Here is a 14,077-nt window from a genome sequence, read left to right on the forward strand (position 1 = left end):
CCTGGTCAAGGCGCTGGGAGCAGGTAGCCCATGCGTAGGGCAACTACAGCAATGACCGCCCCCACAAGGTCGGAAACCAGATCAAGCGCCGTGTTGACGTACCCGCCCACGCCGGTCTCGGGCATCACCACGGTCGCGATAAACTCGATGATCTCATTGAGCCCGCCTACACCCAGCCCCGCCATGACCACCACGATGGAGAGCGCTGCGCCGTGGCGCACACCGGGGCGAAGCATGGGGCGCACGAGATGGTACATGACCAGAGTAGACACGCCAAACCCGACGATGTGCACGAACTGGTCATAGCGAAGAACGGGAATCGTCTTCGAGAGCGGCATCAGCATCACGCCGTAAAGCACGCCGTCGCCTACCCGAATGCCTCCGCCGCAGAGGTGCAGGATAGCCCACGCCACGAGGCCCCACAGAATCGAGATAGGGTATCGGACACGGTCGTTGGTCAGAGCAATCACCACCATAAAGAAGATGATCACTGCCACATACAAAAGAAACTCGTAGTTCTTGCGGTATCCAAAATACACACTGAACGGGATCAACACCGATAGCAGCACCGCCAGCGGCGCAATGTGTGCACGTTCCAGCCTTAGCATGCGTCTTGACCCTCCCTAACCGGCTATTGGTCCACCCCTCCGGACAGCCCGTCCACCCAACCCGCCCTTGCCAGGACTAGTTGTGGCTTGGCCGCGCTTGAGCCCGCGCGATTCGAGCCTTGCCTAGAGTTCGACGAGCCGCGCAAACTCCTTCGACAGCTTCTCGATACCCGTCTTGGTGACGCGAACCCCGTTCTCCCAGCGGAGGCCGAAGTCTTTGTCCTGGAAAAACGTGTCCACCTGAAACGTCATGTTCTCCTGAAGGACGTAGGTTGAGGTGGACTCCATCCAGGGGCGTTCGACCTCCATCATGCCGATTCCGTGACAGGGACCGTAGAGCATGTACTTCTTGAAACCCCGTCGCTCGACGAATTCCTCGTATTCCCGCACAACCTCCGCCGCGGGCTTGCCGCCCCGCATCAGTTCGAAGGTCTTGAGATGCGCTTCAAGACCAAACTCGACGAGGCGTTTCTTGCGCGGGGGCAGTTTGCCGATCGAACACGGCAGCCCGACGCTCGAGGAGTAGCCGCCGACGCGCGCGCCGATGTTGAGCTGGATGATCTCGTTGCGCTTGATCTTGTTGTGGGTGGGACGCGAGATGGCGTGTTTGGTGCCTGGGCCGCAGAAACAATAGAGGGCGTGGCCTTCATATTCGCCGCCGTGTTTGTAGATCTCTCGCTGGGCAATGCCGATTACCTGGAGTTCGGTCATCCCGGGCTTCATCTCAGCGAGTATGGCCGCAATAGCCTTCTCGCTGATCTTGTAAGCCTTCTTCATGAGCCTGATTTCGTTCGCGCTCTTGCTGGCGCGCAGGCTGGTCAGGGTGTCATCGGCTTTGACCAGTTCGACGCCCGGCAATTCGCGCTGCAGGCTGAAATAAACAGGAAGAGGCATGATCGAGAAGCCGACAAGGCCGAGCCTCTTCAATGCCCGCTTACCCATGGCTTTGCGCACCACATCGCTGAAATGCGCCACGGGAATGCCCGGGTACTCCGGATCGGCGGATTCGCGGTATTCGACCATCATGGCGATGTTGGGAATCACGCTGCGCCCCTGCGCGTAGGCTTCGCTTTCCGGCCCGATGATCAGGACGGGCGTGCCCTTCGCGGGCACGAATACGCCCGCCGACTCGAACGTCGGCCAATACTCGGTGAGATACCGCACATTCGCGAAATCGGCCTCGTTGGAATGCACAAGCGCCGCATCCAGGCCGGCCGCGCGAATATTGCGCTGGAACTTTTCGAGCCGATCGTTGTATTCGGTTTTGGCGATCGCTTGCATGTCATATCTCCTTCGCTGCTTGTTGTGCTTGCTTGAATTGCGCTCCGCGTCCAAGGAGCGTTCCTATCAGCAGGTCAAGTTGTTCCGCGGCATACGCACCGCAGTTTTTAACAATGAAAGGATCGGGGCGCACCGCGCCCTCGCCGTAGGATATCTCCCCCTGGGGCATGGGGTGAAACTCCCAGGGATGGAAGTAAAAGCACAGGAACGGGTCCACGCCCCGGGCTTCGCAATAGCCCACGAAACCGTCGATATGCCGCATCAGCGCGCCGGCGCCCTCCGTGCGGAACAGCGGCCACTGGTCCATATCCCGCCCATAGGGGTCCGTCGATTCCATGGAGAGATCGGCAAACGCGGGCAATTCGACGATTCGCAAATCCCCCTCTTGGGTCCAATCCTCCCGGCTGGGATGATAAGGCCGCAGGCGTTCGCGGAAGTAATACATCGGATAGGTCGCGTCCGCGACATAGCCCAGAGAATCCAAGGCCGTCACTACCGCGGTCGAACCGAACAGGCGCGGACATCTGAACGACACCGGACGCACCCCCGCGACGTCTTCGAGCCATTGCGTGCACAGCCGCAACCGTTCCGGCACCTCGTGCGCTAGAATCGGCATCATCCCCGGGATATCGAACAGGGAATCGCCGATCGTCTCATGAAACAACGTGTGCGCGCCGATCTCGTGTCTCCGGGCCCGGACATTGCGGACGGTTTCCGGGTGTTTTCGGGCGGCATCTCCGGTAAAGAAGAATGTGGCGGTGATGCCGTGCTTATCAAGGATATCCAGAATGATGGGCGTCCCATGCGCGACACCCTCGTAGAACGGGGTCCAGCTTCCGACATCGGTTTCCATGTCAAACCCAAGAACAATCTGCATACGGTTTGCCTCTCTATGTGTCTGGAGCCTGGAACACTCCCGGCGGCTTGGCTGCCCTTACATTCCCCAAAGGCGAAGTGTCTGGCGCCGCCATAAGGGTCCATCGCCCCCCCACTCTACCAAATCTCGGTCTCTTTAGCCATTTTGGCCGCACGGCCTGCTCGCAACCTGCGCGTTTCCGCTACGGGGTTATAGGGAGATCAGAAGGTACGGAAGGGGTATCAAGTTGCTTGCTCCGCGCCCTCCAAAATGTATACCATGAAGGCAGTTTCCCACCGGGGGGAGACACCTTTCCGGCAGCAACAGCCGAAACGGCTGCCACCGGGAACCACACAGATTTAGGGGACGATCATGACGAATTTCTCATGGATAGACGGGAGCATCGTGGGCCTGTATATCGTTGCCACGATGGTTGCGGGGATCGCGGTGCGTAAGTACGTGGGCAAAGTCGAGCATTTCCTGATCGCCGGACGCGAGATGAACCTGTATCTTGGGATCGCGTCGCTCGCGGCTACCGAGTTCGGCATCGTCACGTGCATGTACACGTCACAGAACGGATACCGGAACGGGTTCGCCGGCGCCACGCCGGGCATCCTGGCCATGCTTGCCATGTTCTTCGTGGGCTATACCGGATTCTGCGTCAAGCCATTACGCGACGCGGGCGTGATGACCATTCCCGAGTTATTCGAGGTGCGCTACGGCCCGCGCATCCGCTGGGCGGCCGGCGTTGTCATTGTCCTAGGCGGATTGCTCAACATGGGCGTCTTCTTACGCACCGGGGGCGATTTTCTCGTGGCCGTTTGCGGGTTCGACCCGAAGTATCTCGAGATCACCATGACCGCGTTGCTGGTGTTTGTTGCCATATACACCGTACTGGGCGGGATGTTGTCCGTGCTTGTCACCGATTTCCTGCAGTTCGTCGTCATGAGCGCGGGGTTGCTGGCGGTGACCATCCTGATTCTCGTCAACATCGGCTGGGACCAGCTCGTGGCGGTCGTGCAGGAAAAGTACGGAGAAGGCGGGTTCAACCCCTTTGCGAAACCCGACATGGGGTGGAAGTACATCGTTGACAACGCCTTGCTCAGCCTGGCGATGGTGTTGACGTGGCAGACTACCATCCAGCGATTGCTGGCCGCCAAGGACACCAAGACCGGCCGTCAGGTATATACGCGCACCAGTGTGTTCTTCCTGTGCCGTTGGCTTGTTCCCGTACTCTGGGGCATCGCGGCGCTTAAAGTAATCACGCCTCAGGAAGTCGGCGACAACACGCTTCTCGCTATGCCGATGATGCTGAGCCGGATCACGCCCATGGGCCTCATGGGCATTCTGATCGCCGCCATGCTGGCGGCCGACATGTCCACCGATGCCTCTTACATGCTCACGTGGTCCAGCGTCATCTACAACGACATCCTGGCGCCGGTCCACAAGCGCCAGTGGTCTGAGAAGCGCGGCCTGGTAGTCAGCCGGTCAATCGTCGCGGTCATTGGCATTTTCCTGTTGGTTTACGGTCTGTGGTATCCGCTGCAAGGCAGCCTGTGGGACTACCTTAGACTTACCGGCAACATCTATCTGTCGAGCATGTCGGTTCTTCTGGTAGCCTGCTGCTACTGGAAGCGCGCAAACAGTTGGGGCGCCGCGGGAGCCATCATCTGCGGGGCTGTGATTCCGGTGATGTTCCTTGTCATGGAGCAACTTCCCAGCACACGGCATTTCGCCAAAGAAGTTTTGGGGCCGGAGTACTCCAATATTGCGACCTACATCATAGCCGCAACGGCCATGGTGCTTGGCTCGCTGCTGAAGCCCCAAACAAGACCCCTTGCGGTGAAAGGATAGAAAACCATGCCCGAACACTTGTTCTGGTGGTTAGCGACGGCCCTGTGCGTGGTCTGGTATTCGACGATCACAATCTACGTCGCCGTTCGCGGTGCTATGGACATCAAGAGCATGCTTCTGCGGCTATCCAACAACGGCAAAGAGGAAGAGTGAAATAGCCGGCTGGCGCTTGACAGCAGATAGTTGTCGCTATCGAGTGCCACACAAGCGTTAAGTTGCCATCTCTTTGGCCGGTGGCGAACCAAGGGTCCAGCACGAGCCGCCGTGAGTGGGCTCAGCATCGAAGGGTCTCGGAAGGGAGACCTCCGCGCGATTTCGCGTCCTCAGGCTGAAAAAACGCGGATATGCCGCGGACGCACGTAGACGGTGCTGCCCGAAGCGAGATTCATGGTGGCGAAACGTTCCTGAGAGATTTCCGCGGCAAGTTCCTGGCCGTCGCCGGTTCGCAGTTCAATACGCACCAGCGGGCCGGCCGATTGGATGCGTACGATCTGTGCCTCCAGTGCCGGGAGCCCACTGGTCTTGGTGTCGATGGTCAAGTCGTGGGGTCGAACGAAGACGCGTGCGTCGCCGAGCACCTGCTGCCGATCTTGCGGGTAAGGGATTTGCATTGAGCCGAACTGTATGGTGCCGCCGTTCACGCGGCCGTGGAAATCGTTGGTTTCGCCCAGAAAACGCATTACGAATTCGGTATTGGGGTGGTGAAACACCTCGTCCGGCGTGCCCACTTGCTCAATCCGTCCCTGGTTCATCACGACGATTCGGTCCGCAACCTCGAGGGCTTCGTCCTGATCGTGCGTGACAAAGACGCTGGTGACGTTCAATTCGTCATGCAGGCGCCGCAGCCACGCGCGCAGTTCCTTGCGCACCTTCGCATCGAGGGCGCCGAAGGGTTCATCGAGGAGCAATACCTTTGGTTCTACGGCGAGGGCGCGCGCCAAGGCCACCCGTTGCCTCTGGCCGCCAGACAGTTGATGAGGATAACGGCCCGCAAGGCCCTCGAGCTGGACAAGGCGCAGGAGCGTCTGGACCCGGTTATGGATCTCGGCCCGCGAAGGGCGTTCTCTTCGCGACCGCACGCGCAGTCCGAAGGCGATGTTCTCGAAAACCGACATGTGGCGAAAGAGCGCGTAATGCTGGAAGACAAAGCCGACCCGCCTTTTCCGCGCGGAGATTCTGGCTACGTCGTCTTCGGAAAACAGGATGCGAGTCTGGTCGTGCTGATCGGGAATCTCGAGTCCGGCGATGATGCGAAGGAGCGTTGTCTTGCCGGAGCCGGACGGCCCCAGGAGCGCCACCAGTTCGCCGGTGGCGACGGTGAGCGAGATGTCGTCGACGGCTTTGAATGCCTCGAAGCTCTTGGAGACGTGGCGCAGTTCGATGCTCATATCTGTTTCTCCGGCATCTTATCGAGGGCCGTTTCTTCCGCATCCGCGGAGGGTGCCTTTGTGCGCCGCTCGACAATGCTCTTGAGCACCAGTGTCACCATGGCAAGCAGCGTGAGTAGGGAGGCTACCGCGAAGGCCCCGACAAAATTGTATTCGTTGTAGAGAATCTCGACGTGCAGCGGCAGGGTGTTGGTCTGGCCGCGAATATGCCCCGACACGACGGAGACGGCGCCGAACTCGCCCATGGCCCGCGCATTGCACAGGATGACGCCGTAGAGCAGGGCCCACTTTACGTTTGGGAGGGTCACACGCCAGAAGGTCTGCCAACCTGTCGCGCCCAGGGTGAGCGCTGCCTGCTCGTTTTCGGTGCCTTGTTCCTGCATCAGGGGGATGAGCTCCCTGGCGACGAATGGGAAGGTCACGAAGACCGTGGCAAGCACGATCCCGGGGAGGGCAAAAATGATCTCGATATCGTGCTTGGCCAGCCACGGCCCAAGCCAGCCCTGCATACCGAAAAGAAGCACGTAGACCAGGCCTGAGATGACCGGCGATACGGCGAATGGGAGATCGATGAGCGTGATCAGAACGCTCCTGCCCCGGAACTGGAACTTGGCCAGCGCCCAGCTTGCGGCTACCCCGAATACAAGATTTGCGGGCACCGCGATGATGGCCACAAGGAGCGTAAGCTTGATTGCGGCCAACGCGTCCGGTTCGTGAACGCTTTCAAAATAGGCGCCAACGCCTTTTCGGAGAGCTTCCGCGAAGACTGCCACAAGCGGCACGGCCAGGAACAAGGCGAGGAAGAGCAACGCGGCCAGAGTAAGCCCCCATTGTACCCAGAGGGGCTCGGTCGTAGCAGCTCGAAGGCGCGGCGCGATGGTTCCTGACAACTCGGCCGTGTACTCGGTCATGAGGCGCCCCCTCCCTGATACTGACGCACGCTCCACCATTGCAGCAGGTTGATGCACAACAGCAACACGAACGAGACAATCAGCATCACTGTTGCCAGAGCCGCCGCGCCTGCGTAGTCGTACTCCTCGAGTTTCGCGATGATCAGTAAGCTGGTGATCTCGGTGCGCATGGGCATGTTGCCCGAGATAAAGATCACCGAGCCATACTCACCGATGGCTCGAGCGAAGGCCAGGGCAAAACCGGTGAGCAAAGGCGGGATAAGCGGCGGCAACAGCACCCGCGTTATGGTCTTCCACCTGGAGGCGCCAAGGCTGGCCGCGGCCTCTTCGAGTTCGCGGTCCAGGTCCGCAAGCGCGGGCTGCAAGGTCCGCACCACGAACGGCAGGCCGATGAAGGTAAGGGCAATGCCCACCCCAAGCGGCGAGAAGGCGGCCTTGATTCCCAGGGGCTCCAGATAGCGCCCTATCCAGCCGTTCTGGGAATAGATGGCTGTCAGCGAGATGCCGGACACCGCGGTAGGCAACGCGAAGGGCAAATCAACCACGGCGTCGACGATACGCCTGCCCGGAAAGGCGTAACGCACCAGCACCCAGGCGGTGATGAATCCGAAGATGCTGTTGATCAGCGCCGCTCCAAAGGCCGCTCCAAACGTCAGTTTGTAGGAAGCAAGCACCCGCGGCGAAGTGACGGTTTCCCAGAACTGCCCCCATCCCATGTGCGCGGAGCGCGCAAACAGCGCCGCCAGCGGAATGAGCACCACAAGGCTCAGGTATACGATAGTATAGCCAAGGGTAAGGCCGAACCCCGGCAATACGCTGTGCGATTTCCATCTGTAACTCAACGGTATTCTCTTTCCGGCTCTTTCCCTGCGTGTTGGTGCGAAAGCAGCGGCCCGGAACCCGGCCGCTCAGCCAAGTTCAGCGGCCCTGGGTATAAATCTGGTCGAAGAGCGCCTTATCATCAAAATGTCTTGCTTGCGCCTGGTCCCAATTGCCGAATACGGCATTGAGCGAGATAAGATTGACCTCCGGGAAGCGCTTAAGATCTTCCTGGTCAGCGTATTCGGGGTGTACCGGCCGGTAGTAATGCTTGGCGGCGATGCGCTGGCCCACCGGCGAGTACAGGTATTCGAGATATGCCCGGGCAACCTCGTACGTGCCGTGCTCCTTGGCATTCTTCTCCACCACGGCTACTGGAGGTTCGGCCAGGATACTGATAGTCGGCACGACAATCTCGAACTTGTCGGGGCCAAGTTCCTCAACCGCCAGGAAGGCCTCGTTCTCCCACGCCAGAAGCACATCGCCGATTCCGCGCTGCGCGAATGTGGTCGTGCTGCCGCGCGCGCCGGAATCGAGAACAGGCACATTCTTGAAAAGTGCGGTGACGAATGCTTGCGCCTTCTTTTCGGCCGCAGTGATCTCGCCGGCCGCGGACGGGTCCTGGAGCTTGGCGAGATCGCCCAGTTCCTGCTTGAGCACATAGGCCCAGGCAGCAAGATAGTTCCAGCGGGCGCCGCCCGAGGTCTTCGGATTCGGGGTAATGACCTGGATACCGGGTTTCACGAGGTCGGGCCAGTCCTTGATGCCTTTGGGATTCCCCTTGCGCACGAGGAAAACAATCGTACTTGTGTATGGCGCGCTATTGTTAGGCAGCTGGGATTGCCAGTTTTCGGGCAACAATCCCGTCTTGCGCGCGATGACATCGATATCGTAAGCGAGCGCCAGCGTCACCACGTCCGCGGGCAGCCCATCCATTACGGCGCGCGCCTGTTTTCCCGCGCCCGCGTGCGACTGTTGTATCGTCACGGTGTCGCCCGTCTTGCCCTTCCAGTACTCGGCAAACGCAGGGTTATACTCCTGGTACAACTCGCGCGTCGGGTCGTAAGAAACATTCAGCAGTGTGATGTCCGCGGCCCGAGCGGCGGGACCTGCCAACACCACAATGGCGATGATTACCGCTGAGGCGAGCTTTACAAGTGAACTTTTGACCGAGAGTGTGGAAAACATGGGATGATCTCCTTCATCTGCCTGATGTGCGTGACTTCAGCCCTAGCGGAGGCCAAGCCATGTGCCGATAGCTTCGCCAAGGGTGCCGAGCGCCGCCGCGAACTCGCCGAAGATCTCAACCTTCTGCTGGACCTCAAGAGTGGACGCCGCTACGCGCGGCAATGTGATTCGGGTGGCTGGTCTTACGTGATTCATTTCATGTTCTCCTTCTGTGATTCTTGGTTGTATTGCCGCTCTATTGATAATTGACATATCGAAATCAACGTCAAAACTCCAACTGAAGGCGCGTGGCCAACACGTCGAAGTGACCGTCGTACAGGTCGTGTTCGATGTCATTGCGCGTCCAGTTTACAAACCAGCGGACGTTGTCGTTCACGTACCAGTTCAAACCAATGGTAAGAGCTTCGTGCTCGCCGGCGCGCATGAAGCCGTCGTTCAGATCTACTGCGCCGTATCGGGCCAGCAGCTCCCACGCGCCCCATCCCCGGTTCTCGCCCCGATAGGAGAAGGGGTGCAGCGGTTCCGGCGCCTCGAATATTCCGCTTTCGTGCCGGTAGGGACGGTGCTCGCCCGTCAACAGATAGCCCGCCTGAGCGTACCACCCGTCAAAATCGAGATTTCCCCCGAAGGTCGTATCTACGTCCGACACCACGTATTCGCTTTGAAACGAGAACCCCTCGAGAACGCCGGCCAATTCCAGACCGTACAGATTGACGTCGTCGGCGCGGGCATCGCGGAGCCGGAATCCGAGCGGCAGATCGTCGGTATCCACGTACCGGAAGAGCGCAAGGCGCGATTCGGGCCTTACGCCGTAACGCAATGGCTCGCCGTCGGGGTTGCGGACGCTTGCCGCGGCGCCCACGTGCAGCAGCCTTCGCCCTTCATCCGCATAGTAAGGCAGCCCCGTCACACGGCCCGTGATCTGCCAACCCTGATCTTCATCCGAATCATCGCTGCTCGGGATGTCGTCGGTCTCTTTGAAAATGCCCAGGGCCCAAGTGAACCGTTCCGCTTTCGGCTCTCCGAGCAGCGCGTCGCTAATCTGGAGGCCCGCGTTGCGCGAGGGCGCGAAGACATTAAGCAGCGGGGTCTCCATGAATTGCCGGCCTGTCGTAATCCCGTTCAACTCATCCAGGCTGAACGGTTCCTTGAAATGCCCGATCCTCAGGTCAAAAGCATTGCCCCCAATGTAAGGGATGCCGTTGTACTGAAGGTACACATCCCGGAATTTCGGTGTGTCTTCGCCGTTTTCGCCGGCGAAATCAAACTCACCCACGTAGGTGAAATCGTCCCAGACTTTCCCTTGCAGGCGGATGCGCGCCATGCGAAAGCCCGTGCCGTCCTGTTCATCGCCAATGACGTCTTCCAGCTCGTCGTCCTGGTTGAACCACGCAAAGTCGTGCGCGATGCGCAGCCGCACCCGGTGTTCGAAGGCGCCATCAGCCGACCGCACGCGAAGGCCGCCGCCGTCAAGAGTCACCTTCGGGGCATTCTCCTTCACTTTAGCAGCTTCCTCCGCGGCCTTTTCCTGGTTCGCCTTGTCCTCGGCATACCGCGCTTCCAGACGGTTCAATTGCTCGGAGAGCTGGCGCACTTGTTCGCGCAATGCCGCTATCTCTTCGGCCGTTGCCGGGCTGGGTGGTTGCGCCCACGCCCCGAGGGTTGTGGCCAAGCTCACAAACAGCGCCCAAAACCATCTTCTGTGTCTCATGATTCCGGTCTCTTCACTGCGTGTGGACACCTCCGGCGTTCCGGTCAGGTCCTTTCGCATTGCGTTTTTGTACGCGGCCGCCGCGCATGCGGTAGGCCGAGAACGTTACTACATGCGGGCTGAGATTCATGGGATACTCAGCCGAACGCGCTCGCGCTTTTCGACCTGCACGACCCTGCCGTCATGCACGATCACTTCGACGGAGCCGAACCGAAGACTGGCTACTGCGGCCAAGATCGCTTCCGCGGTGGAAGCGTCCAGTGGCGCAAAACGGCCCGCTATCGCGGAGTCTAGAGTGCCTGCTGATTTGCTGCTCATACGGATACGACAACACCCCTACTGCTCTTTGAACCAGACAAAGCTACCTTCCTTCCGCGAAGTGAGCAGGGACCGTGCCAAGTCTGGAAATCAAGACGAGGGATCAAGGAACAGCGCGTCTCCGTTTAGCTAAACAACTGAAAATAATCGTCTTACATATTCATCCCGCTCCGGAAAAGTCCTTTGTAGCAGCAGCTTGATTTCGGGAAGGGGCGATATGCCGTGCTAGATTCCGTGATATTTACCAGTTCTGGTATAAAATATACTGGAAAAATCCAGTATATCTGCTATATAGTATCTCTATGGAACGTTACCATTCATTGCTTTTGGCAGTCTGGCGGGAGGCGTGCCGTCATACCGAAATAGATAATCTGCTGACGCGAATCTCGTCTCTCGTGTCAGACCAACTTCGCTTCGATACGATGGCCCTGTATTTCCTTGACTTACAGAAGGGAACCGTCGAGCGGCCGGGTTCCGTTTCGCCTCGAGGAGACCCCGTTGCTCCGCTTGGGCAGGTCGAACTCGAGCCCGAAGGGGTGAAGAGTCTGGCCGAGTGGTGCCGTTTGTCATCGACCCGGGGTTTTTCGGCGTCGGAACCGCCCGCGCCGCTGAAGGGAAGTATTCTCTGCGGACTTGGGCGTCACGTGCTGGCCGTCCCTCTGCGTTCGGAATACGGTACGCTGGGCATGTTGCTTCTGGGCACGCAAGGCAGCCCTTTTGAACCGCGTGAACAGGAGCTGGCAGAGCTGCTTCGGGAACCTATGACGGTCGCTCTCGAGAATGACCGGCGAATGCATGAATTGGTGTCCTTGCGCGAGGCGGCCGAGGCGGACAAGCGGAAGCTGCTCAGCAGGTTGGGGCGCGAACGGTTTGAGGATGTGATCATCGGAGCGGACGGGGGATTGAGAGCCGTCATGGAACGGGTAGCTCTCGTGAGCCGGTCCGACGTCCCCGTCCTGCTTCTGGGCGAAACCGGTTCGGGCAAGGAAGTGATCGCCCGAGCGATTCATGAGGGTTCCCTCCGGGCAAAAGGCCCTTTCATCCGGGTGAATTGTGGAGCAATCCCTTCAGAGCTGATAGACTCCGAATTGTTCGGACACGAGCGCGGGAGTTTTACCGGAGCGGTTTCCGAGCGCAGAGGCTGGTTTGAACGGGCCGACGAAGGCACACTGTTTCTGGATGAGATCGGCGAACTGCCTCATGCAGCCCAGATCAGGCTGCTTCGCGTTCTTCAGGAGGGCATGTTCGAGCGAGTCGGCGGAGAACAGGCGTTGCGCGTCGACGTGCGGATTATTGCCGCCACCCATTGCGACCTGGCGCGCCGTGTCCAGGAAAGGACCTTTCGCGAAGACCTGTGGTATCGCATCGCTGTATTTCCTGTTGTCTTGCCACCCCTTCGCGAACGCAAACAAGACATTCCCGGACTCGCCGCTCATTTCGCTGAGCGCGCGGCCCGGCGTTTTGGCCTTAAACAGCAAGACCCGACACCAGAGGATATTGCTTTGCTGTCTGGTTACGACTGGCCGGGCAATGTCCGCGAGTTCGCGTCCGTTCTGGACCGGGCCGCTATCCTGGGCGACGGAAGATCGCTGGAGATTGCCAAGGCGCTTGGCGGTGCACTCGGCCCGAGAGCCGCTGCCGCACCGTCAGGTTCACAACAGTCGCCCTCGGAGCCGACACCATCACTGGACAGCGCCATGCGGCATCACATCGAGCGCGCGCTCGCGCAATGCAACGGAAGAATCGAGGGCCCGCGCGGAGCCGCCGTTGTTCTGGACATTAATCCGCACACCCTTCGCGCACGGATGCGGAAACTGGGTATAGACTGGCGCCGGTTCCGCGCTTGACGGGATTGGGCCGGCCAGGAATCCAAATGCGTTCGAAGACCGTACCGGCCTTGACGGCAACTGTTCCCTTGCATATCTTTGTGGAAGACCCGCGCGCGATTGCCGGGGGCGGGCGATGTAATGATCCCGGGCATGAACTCAGTTGCATCAGAGGAGCTTTTCGATGCATCGACGGCATTTCTTGAGGCTAGGCGCCGGAACAACAGCGGCGGGGGCCATCTTTTCGCGTTCTGCGTTTGCCGCGCAGGCAGCCGAGAGCGCGATGCCAGCAGGGGCAGAGGCCGCAAGTCGACGGCGTTCTTTGTTGCGGGACTATACGGAAGAAGACCACCGCAGGCGGCTGCGTAACATCGGCCGGTGCACGCAAAGCATCCGGTCCTGTATGCGCAAACATCTCGTGACGGACTATCTGCCCGCCCAATGCTGCTACAACCTTGGCGAATACCCCGGCCGCGCCCCTTACGACCCCGGCGAGGAGGACGAGCAGGAATTGGATCGCCTCAAAGAACATGGTATCCAGGTGCTGCAAGTGTTTGATGACTGGAACGATTCCCTGGGACTGTTTGGGGGAGACAAGTACACGGCGTGCAACCCGGCCGGGTACCATCGCTTCATTGAAATGGCTCACCGGCGAGGCATGAAGGTGCTCACGTACACCTCCCCCTGTTTCATCGAGCGCGCTCATCCGGAGTTCCGGCAGGAGTGGAGCCGCGAGGGCGACTTCCTGGTCGTGGGGTACTGGGACATGGCGCGCTGCTCCCCCGCAAGCCCGGGGTGGCGCGCGTTCGTGCTTCAGCGCATCGCCCGCATCCTCGATGAATATGGCTCGGACGGCATCTACATGGATGGGGGATACCTCGCAAATCAGCATGCCGCAAAACAGTCCATGCCGCTTGCGAAAGACGAGGTCGTTGCCTTTGAGGAAACGCCGCGGCATGACGGTGCGTTCGTCGACCTCATCGCCCTCGTCTACGCCGAAGTGAAACGGCGCGGCGGCATTTTGAAACTGCACGTCAACGGCGCGGAGCAGCCACAGAGCGGCGGGCTCAAGGTCTACGACTATCTATGGGTAGGGGAAGGCGTAAAACAGGTGGATCCTCTTCGCGAGGCCGTCAAAGACTATCCCCCCTACGTAGTTCCGTGCATCGACATGGGGTTCGCGAGCGTCGAGTCCGAGGACGAGCCCTTCCTTCATTCGATTCCATACCTGCAGTTTCCCGTGCTCATGGGCGGGCGAAAGTTCACGGGCGAGCGCGGCATGATTGCCGGCGTGAAGTACAACGATGACTTCTGGAT

At 59.6% G+C, this 14,077-nt stretch carries 14 protein-coding genes; 4 read left to right on the forward strand and 10 right to left on the reverse strand.

Going from position 1 to position 14,077, the window contains the following annotated elements:
* Positions 1–5 precede the first annotated feature (5 nt).
* The 3 genes from PLJ71_05585 to PLJ71_05595 form a co-directional block, all read right to left on the reverse strand.
* Positions 6–608, reverse strand: coding sequence for a DUF2238 domain-containing protein (locus PLJ71_05585; GenBank protein ID HQM48138.1), 603 nt, complete (start codon positions 606–608; stop codon positions 6–8).
* A gap of 123 nt (positions 609–731) precedes the next feature.
* Positions 732–1,889, reverse strand: a complete 1,158-nt coding sequence (locus PLJ71_05590; GenBank protein ID HQM48139.1) for a Xaa-Pro peptidase family protein — start codon at positions 1,887–1,889, stop codon at positions 732–734.
* A 1-nt stretch (position 1,890) separates the two neighbouring features.
* Positions 1,891–2,766 (reverse strand): polysaccharide deacetylase family protein, encoded by an 876-nt coding sequence (locus PLJ71_05595; protein ID HQM48140.1) that lies wholly within the window; start codon positions 2,764–2,766, stop codon positions 1,891–1,893.
* 351 nt (positions 2,767–3,117) lie between these two features.
* Between PLJ71_05595 and PLJ71_05600 the strand changes: the two genes are divergently transcribed.
* Positions 3,118–4,599, forward strand: coding sequence for a sodium:solute symporter family protein (locus PLJ71_05600; protein ID HQM48141.1), 1,482 nt, complete (start codon positions 3,118–3,120; stop codon positions 4,597–4,599).
* 6 nt (positions 4,600–4,605) lie between these two features.
* Positions 4,606–4,752 carry a hypothetical protein gene (locus tag PLJ71_05605; GenBank protein HQM48142.1) on the forward strand — a complete coding sequence of 49 codons (147 nt, stop codon included), beginning with the start codon at positions 4,606–4,608 and terminating at the stop codon, positions 4,750–4,752.
* A gap of 170 nt (positions 4,753–4,922) precedes the next feature.
* Here PLJ71_05605 and PLJ71_05610 read toward each other — a convergent pair whose 3' ends face one another.
* The 7 genes from PLJ71_05610 to PLJ71_05640 all read right to left on the reverse strand — a co-directional run bounded on the left by PLJ71_05610 (position 4,923) and on the right by PLJ71_05640 (position 10,934).
* Positions 4,923–5,987, reverse strand: a complete 1,065-nt coding sequence (locus PLJ71_05610; protein ID HQM48143.1) for a sulfate/molybdate ABC transporter ATP-binding protein — start codon at positions 5,985–5,987, stop codon at positions 4,923–4,925.
* Positions 5,984–6,898: a sulfate ABC transporter permease subunit CysW gene (gene cysW, locus PLJ71_05615; GenBank protein HQM48144.1), complete on the reverse strand. Its 915-nt coding sequence runs from the start codon at positions 6,896–6,898 to the stop codon at positions 5,984–5,986. The genes PLJ71_05610 and cysW overlap by 4 nt, the downstream gene beginning before the upstream one ends.
* Complete coding sequence (gene cysT, locus PLJ71_05620; protein ID HQM48145.1) at positions 6,895–7,740, reverse strand: sulfate ABC transporter permease subunit CysT; 846 nt, start codon at positions 7,738–7,740, stop codon at positions 6,895–6,897. The genes cysW and cysT overlap by 4 nt, the downstream gene beginning before the upstream one ends.
* 76 nt (positions 7,741–7,816) lie before the next feature.
* Complete coding sequence (locus PLJ71_05625; protein HQM48146.1) at positions 7,817–8,905, reverse strand: sulfate ABC transporter substrate-binding protein; 1,089 nt, start codon at positions 8,903–8,905, stop codon at positions 7,817–7,819.
* Positions 8,906–8,947: 42 nt separating this feature from the next.
* Complete coding sequence (locus PLJ71_05630; protein HQM48147.1) at positions 8,948–9,100, reverse strand: hypothetical protein; 153 nt, start codon at positions 9,098–9,100, stop codon at positions 8,948–8,950.
* Positions 9,101–9,170: 70 nt separating this feature from the next.
* On the reverse strand, positions 9,171–10,616 hold the full coding sequence (locus PLJ71_05635; GenBank protein HQM48148.1) for a porin: 1,446 nt from the start codon (positions 10,614–10,616) through the stop codon (positions 9,171–9,173).
* 126 nt (positions 10,617–10,742) lie between these two features.
* Complete coding sequence (locus PLJ71_05640) at positions 10,743–10,934, reverse strand: YezD family protein (protein ID HQM48149.1); 192 nt, start codon at positions 10,932–10,934, stop codon at positions 10,743–10,745.
* A 395-nt stretch (positions 10,935–11,329) separates the two neighbouring features.
* On the opposite strand from PLJ71_05640, the gene PLJ71_05645 reads away from it, so the two are divergent.
* The gene (locus tag PLJ71_05645; GenBank protein HQM48150.1) at positions 11,330–12,781 is read left to right on the forward strand and encodes a sigma 54-interacting transcriptional regulator; all 1,452 of its coding nucleotides are present in this window, start codon (positions 11,330–11,332) and stop codon (positions 12,779–12,781) included.
* A gap of 382 nt (positions 12,782–13,163) precedes the next feature.
* On the forward strand, positions 13,164–14,077 hold a 914-nt coding region (locus PLJ71_05650; protein ID HQM48151.1), incomplete at its 3' end, for a hypothetical protein.

The organism is Candidatus Hydrogenedentota bacterium (genome assembly GCA_035416745.1).
Taxonomy (GTDB): Bacteria; Hydrogenedentota; Hydrogenedentia; order Hydrogenedentales; family SLHB01; genus UBA2224.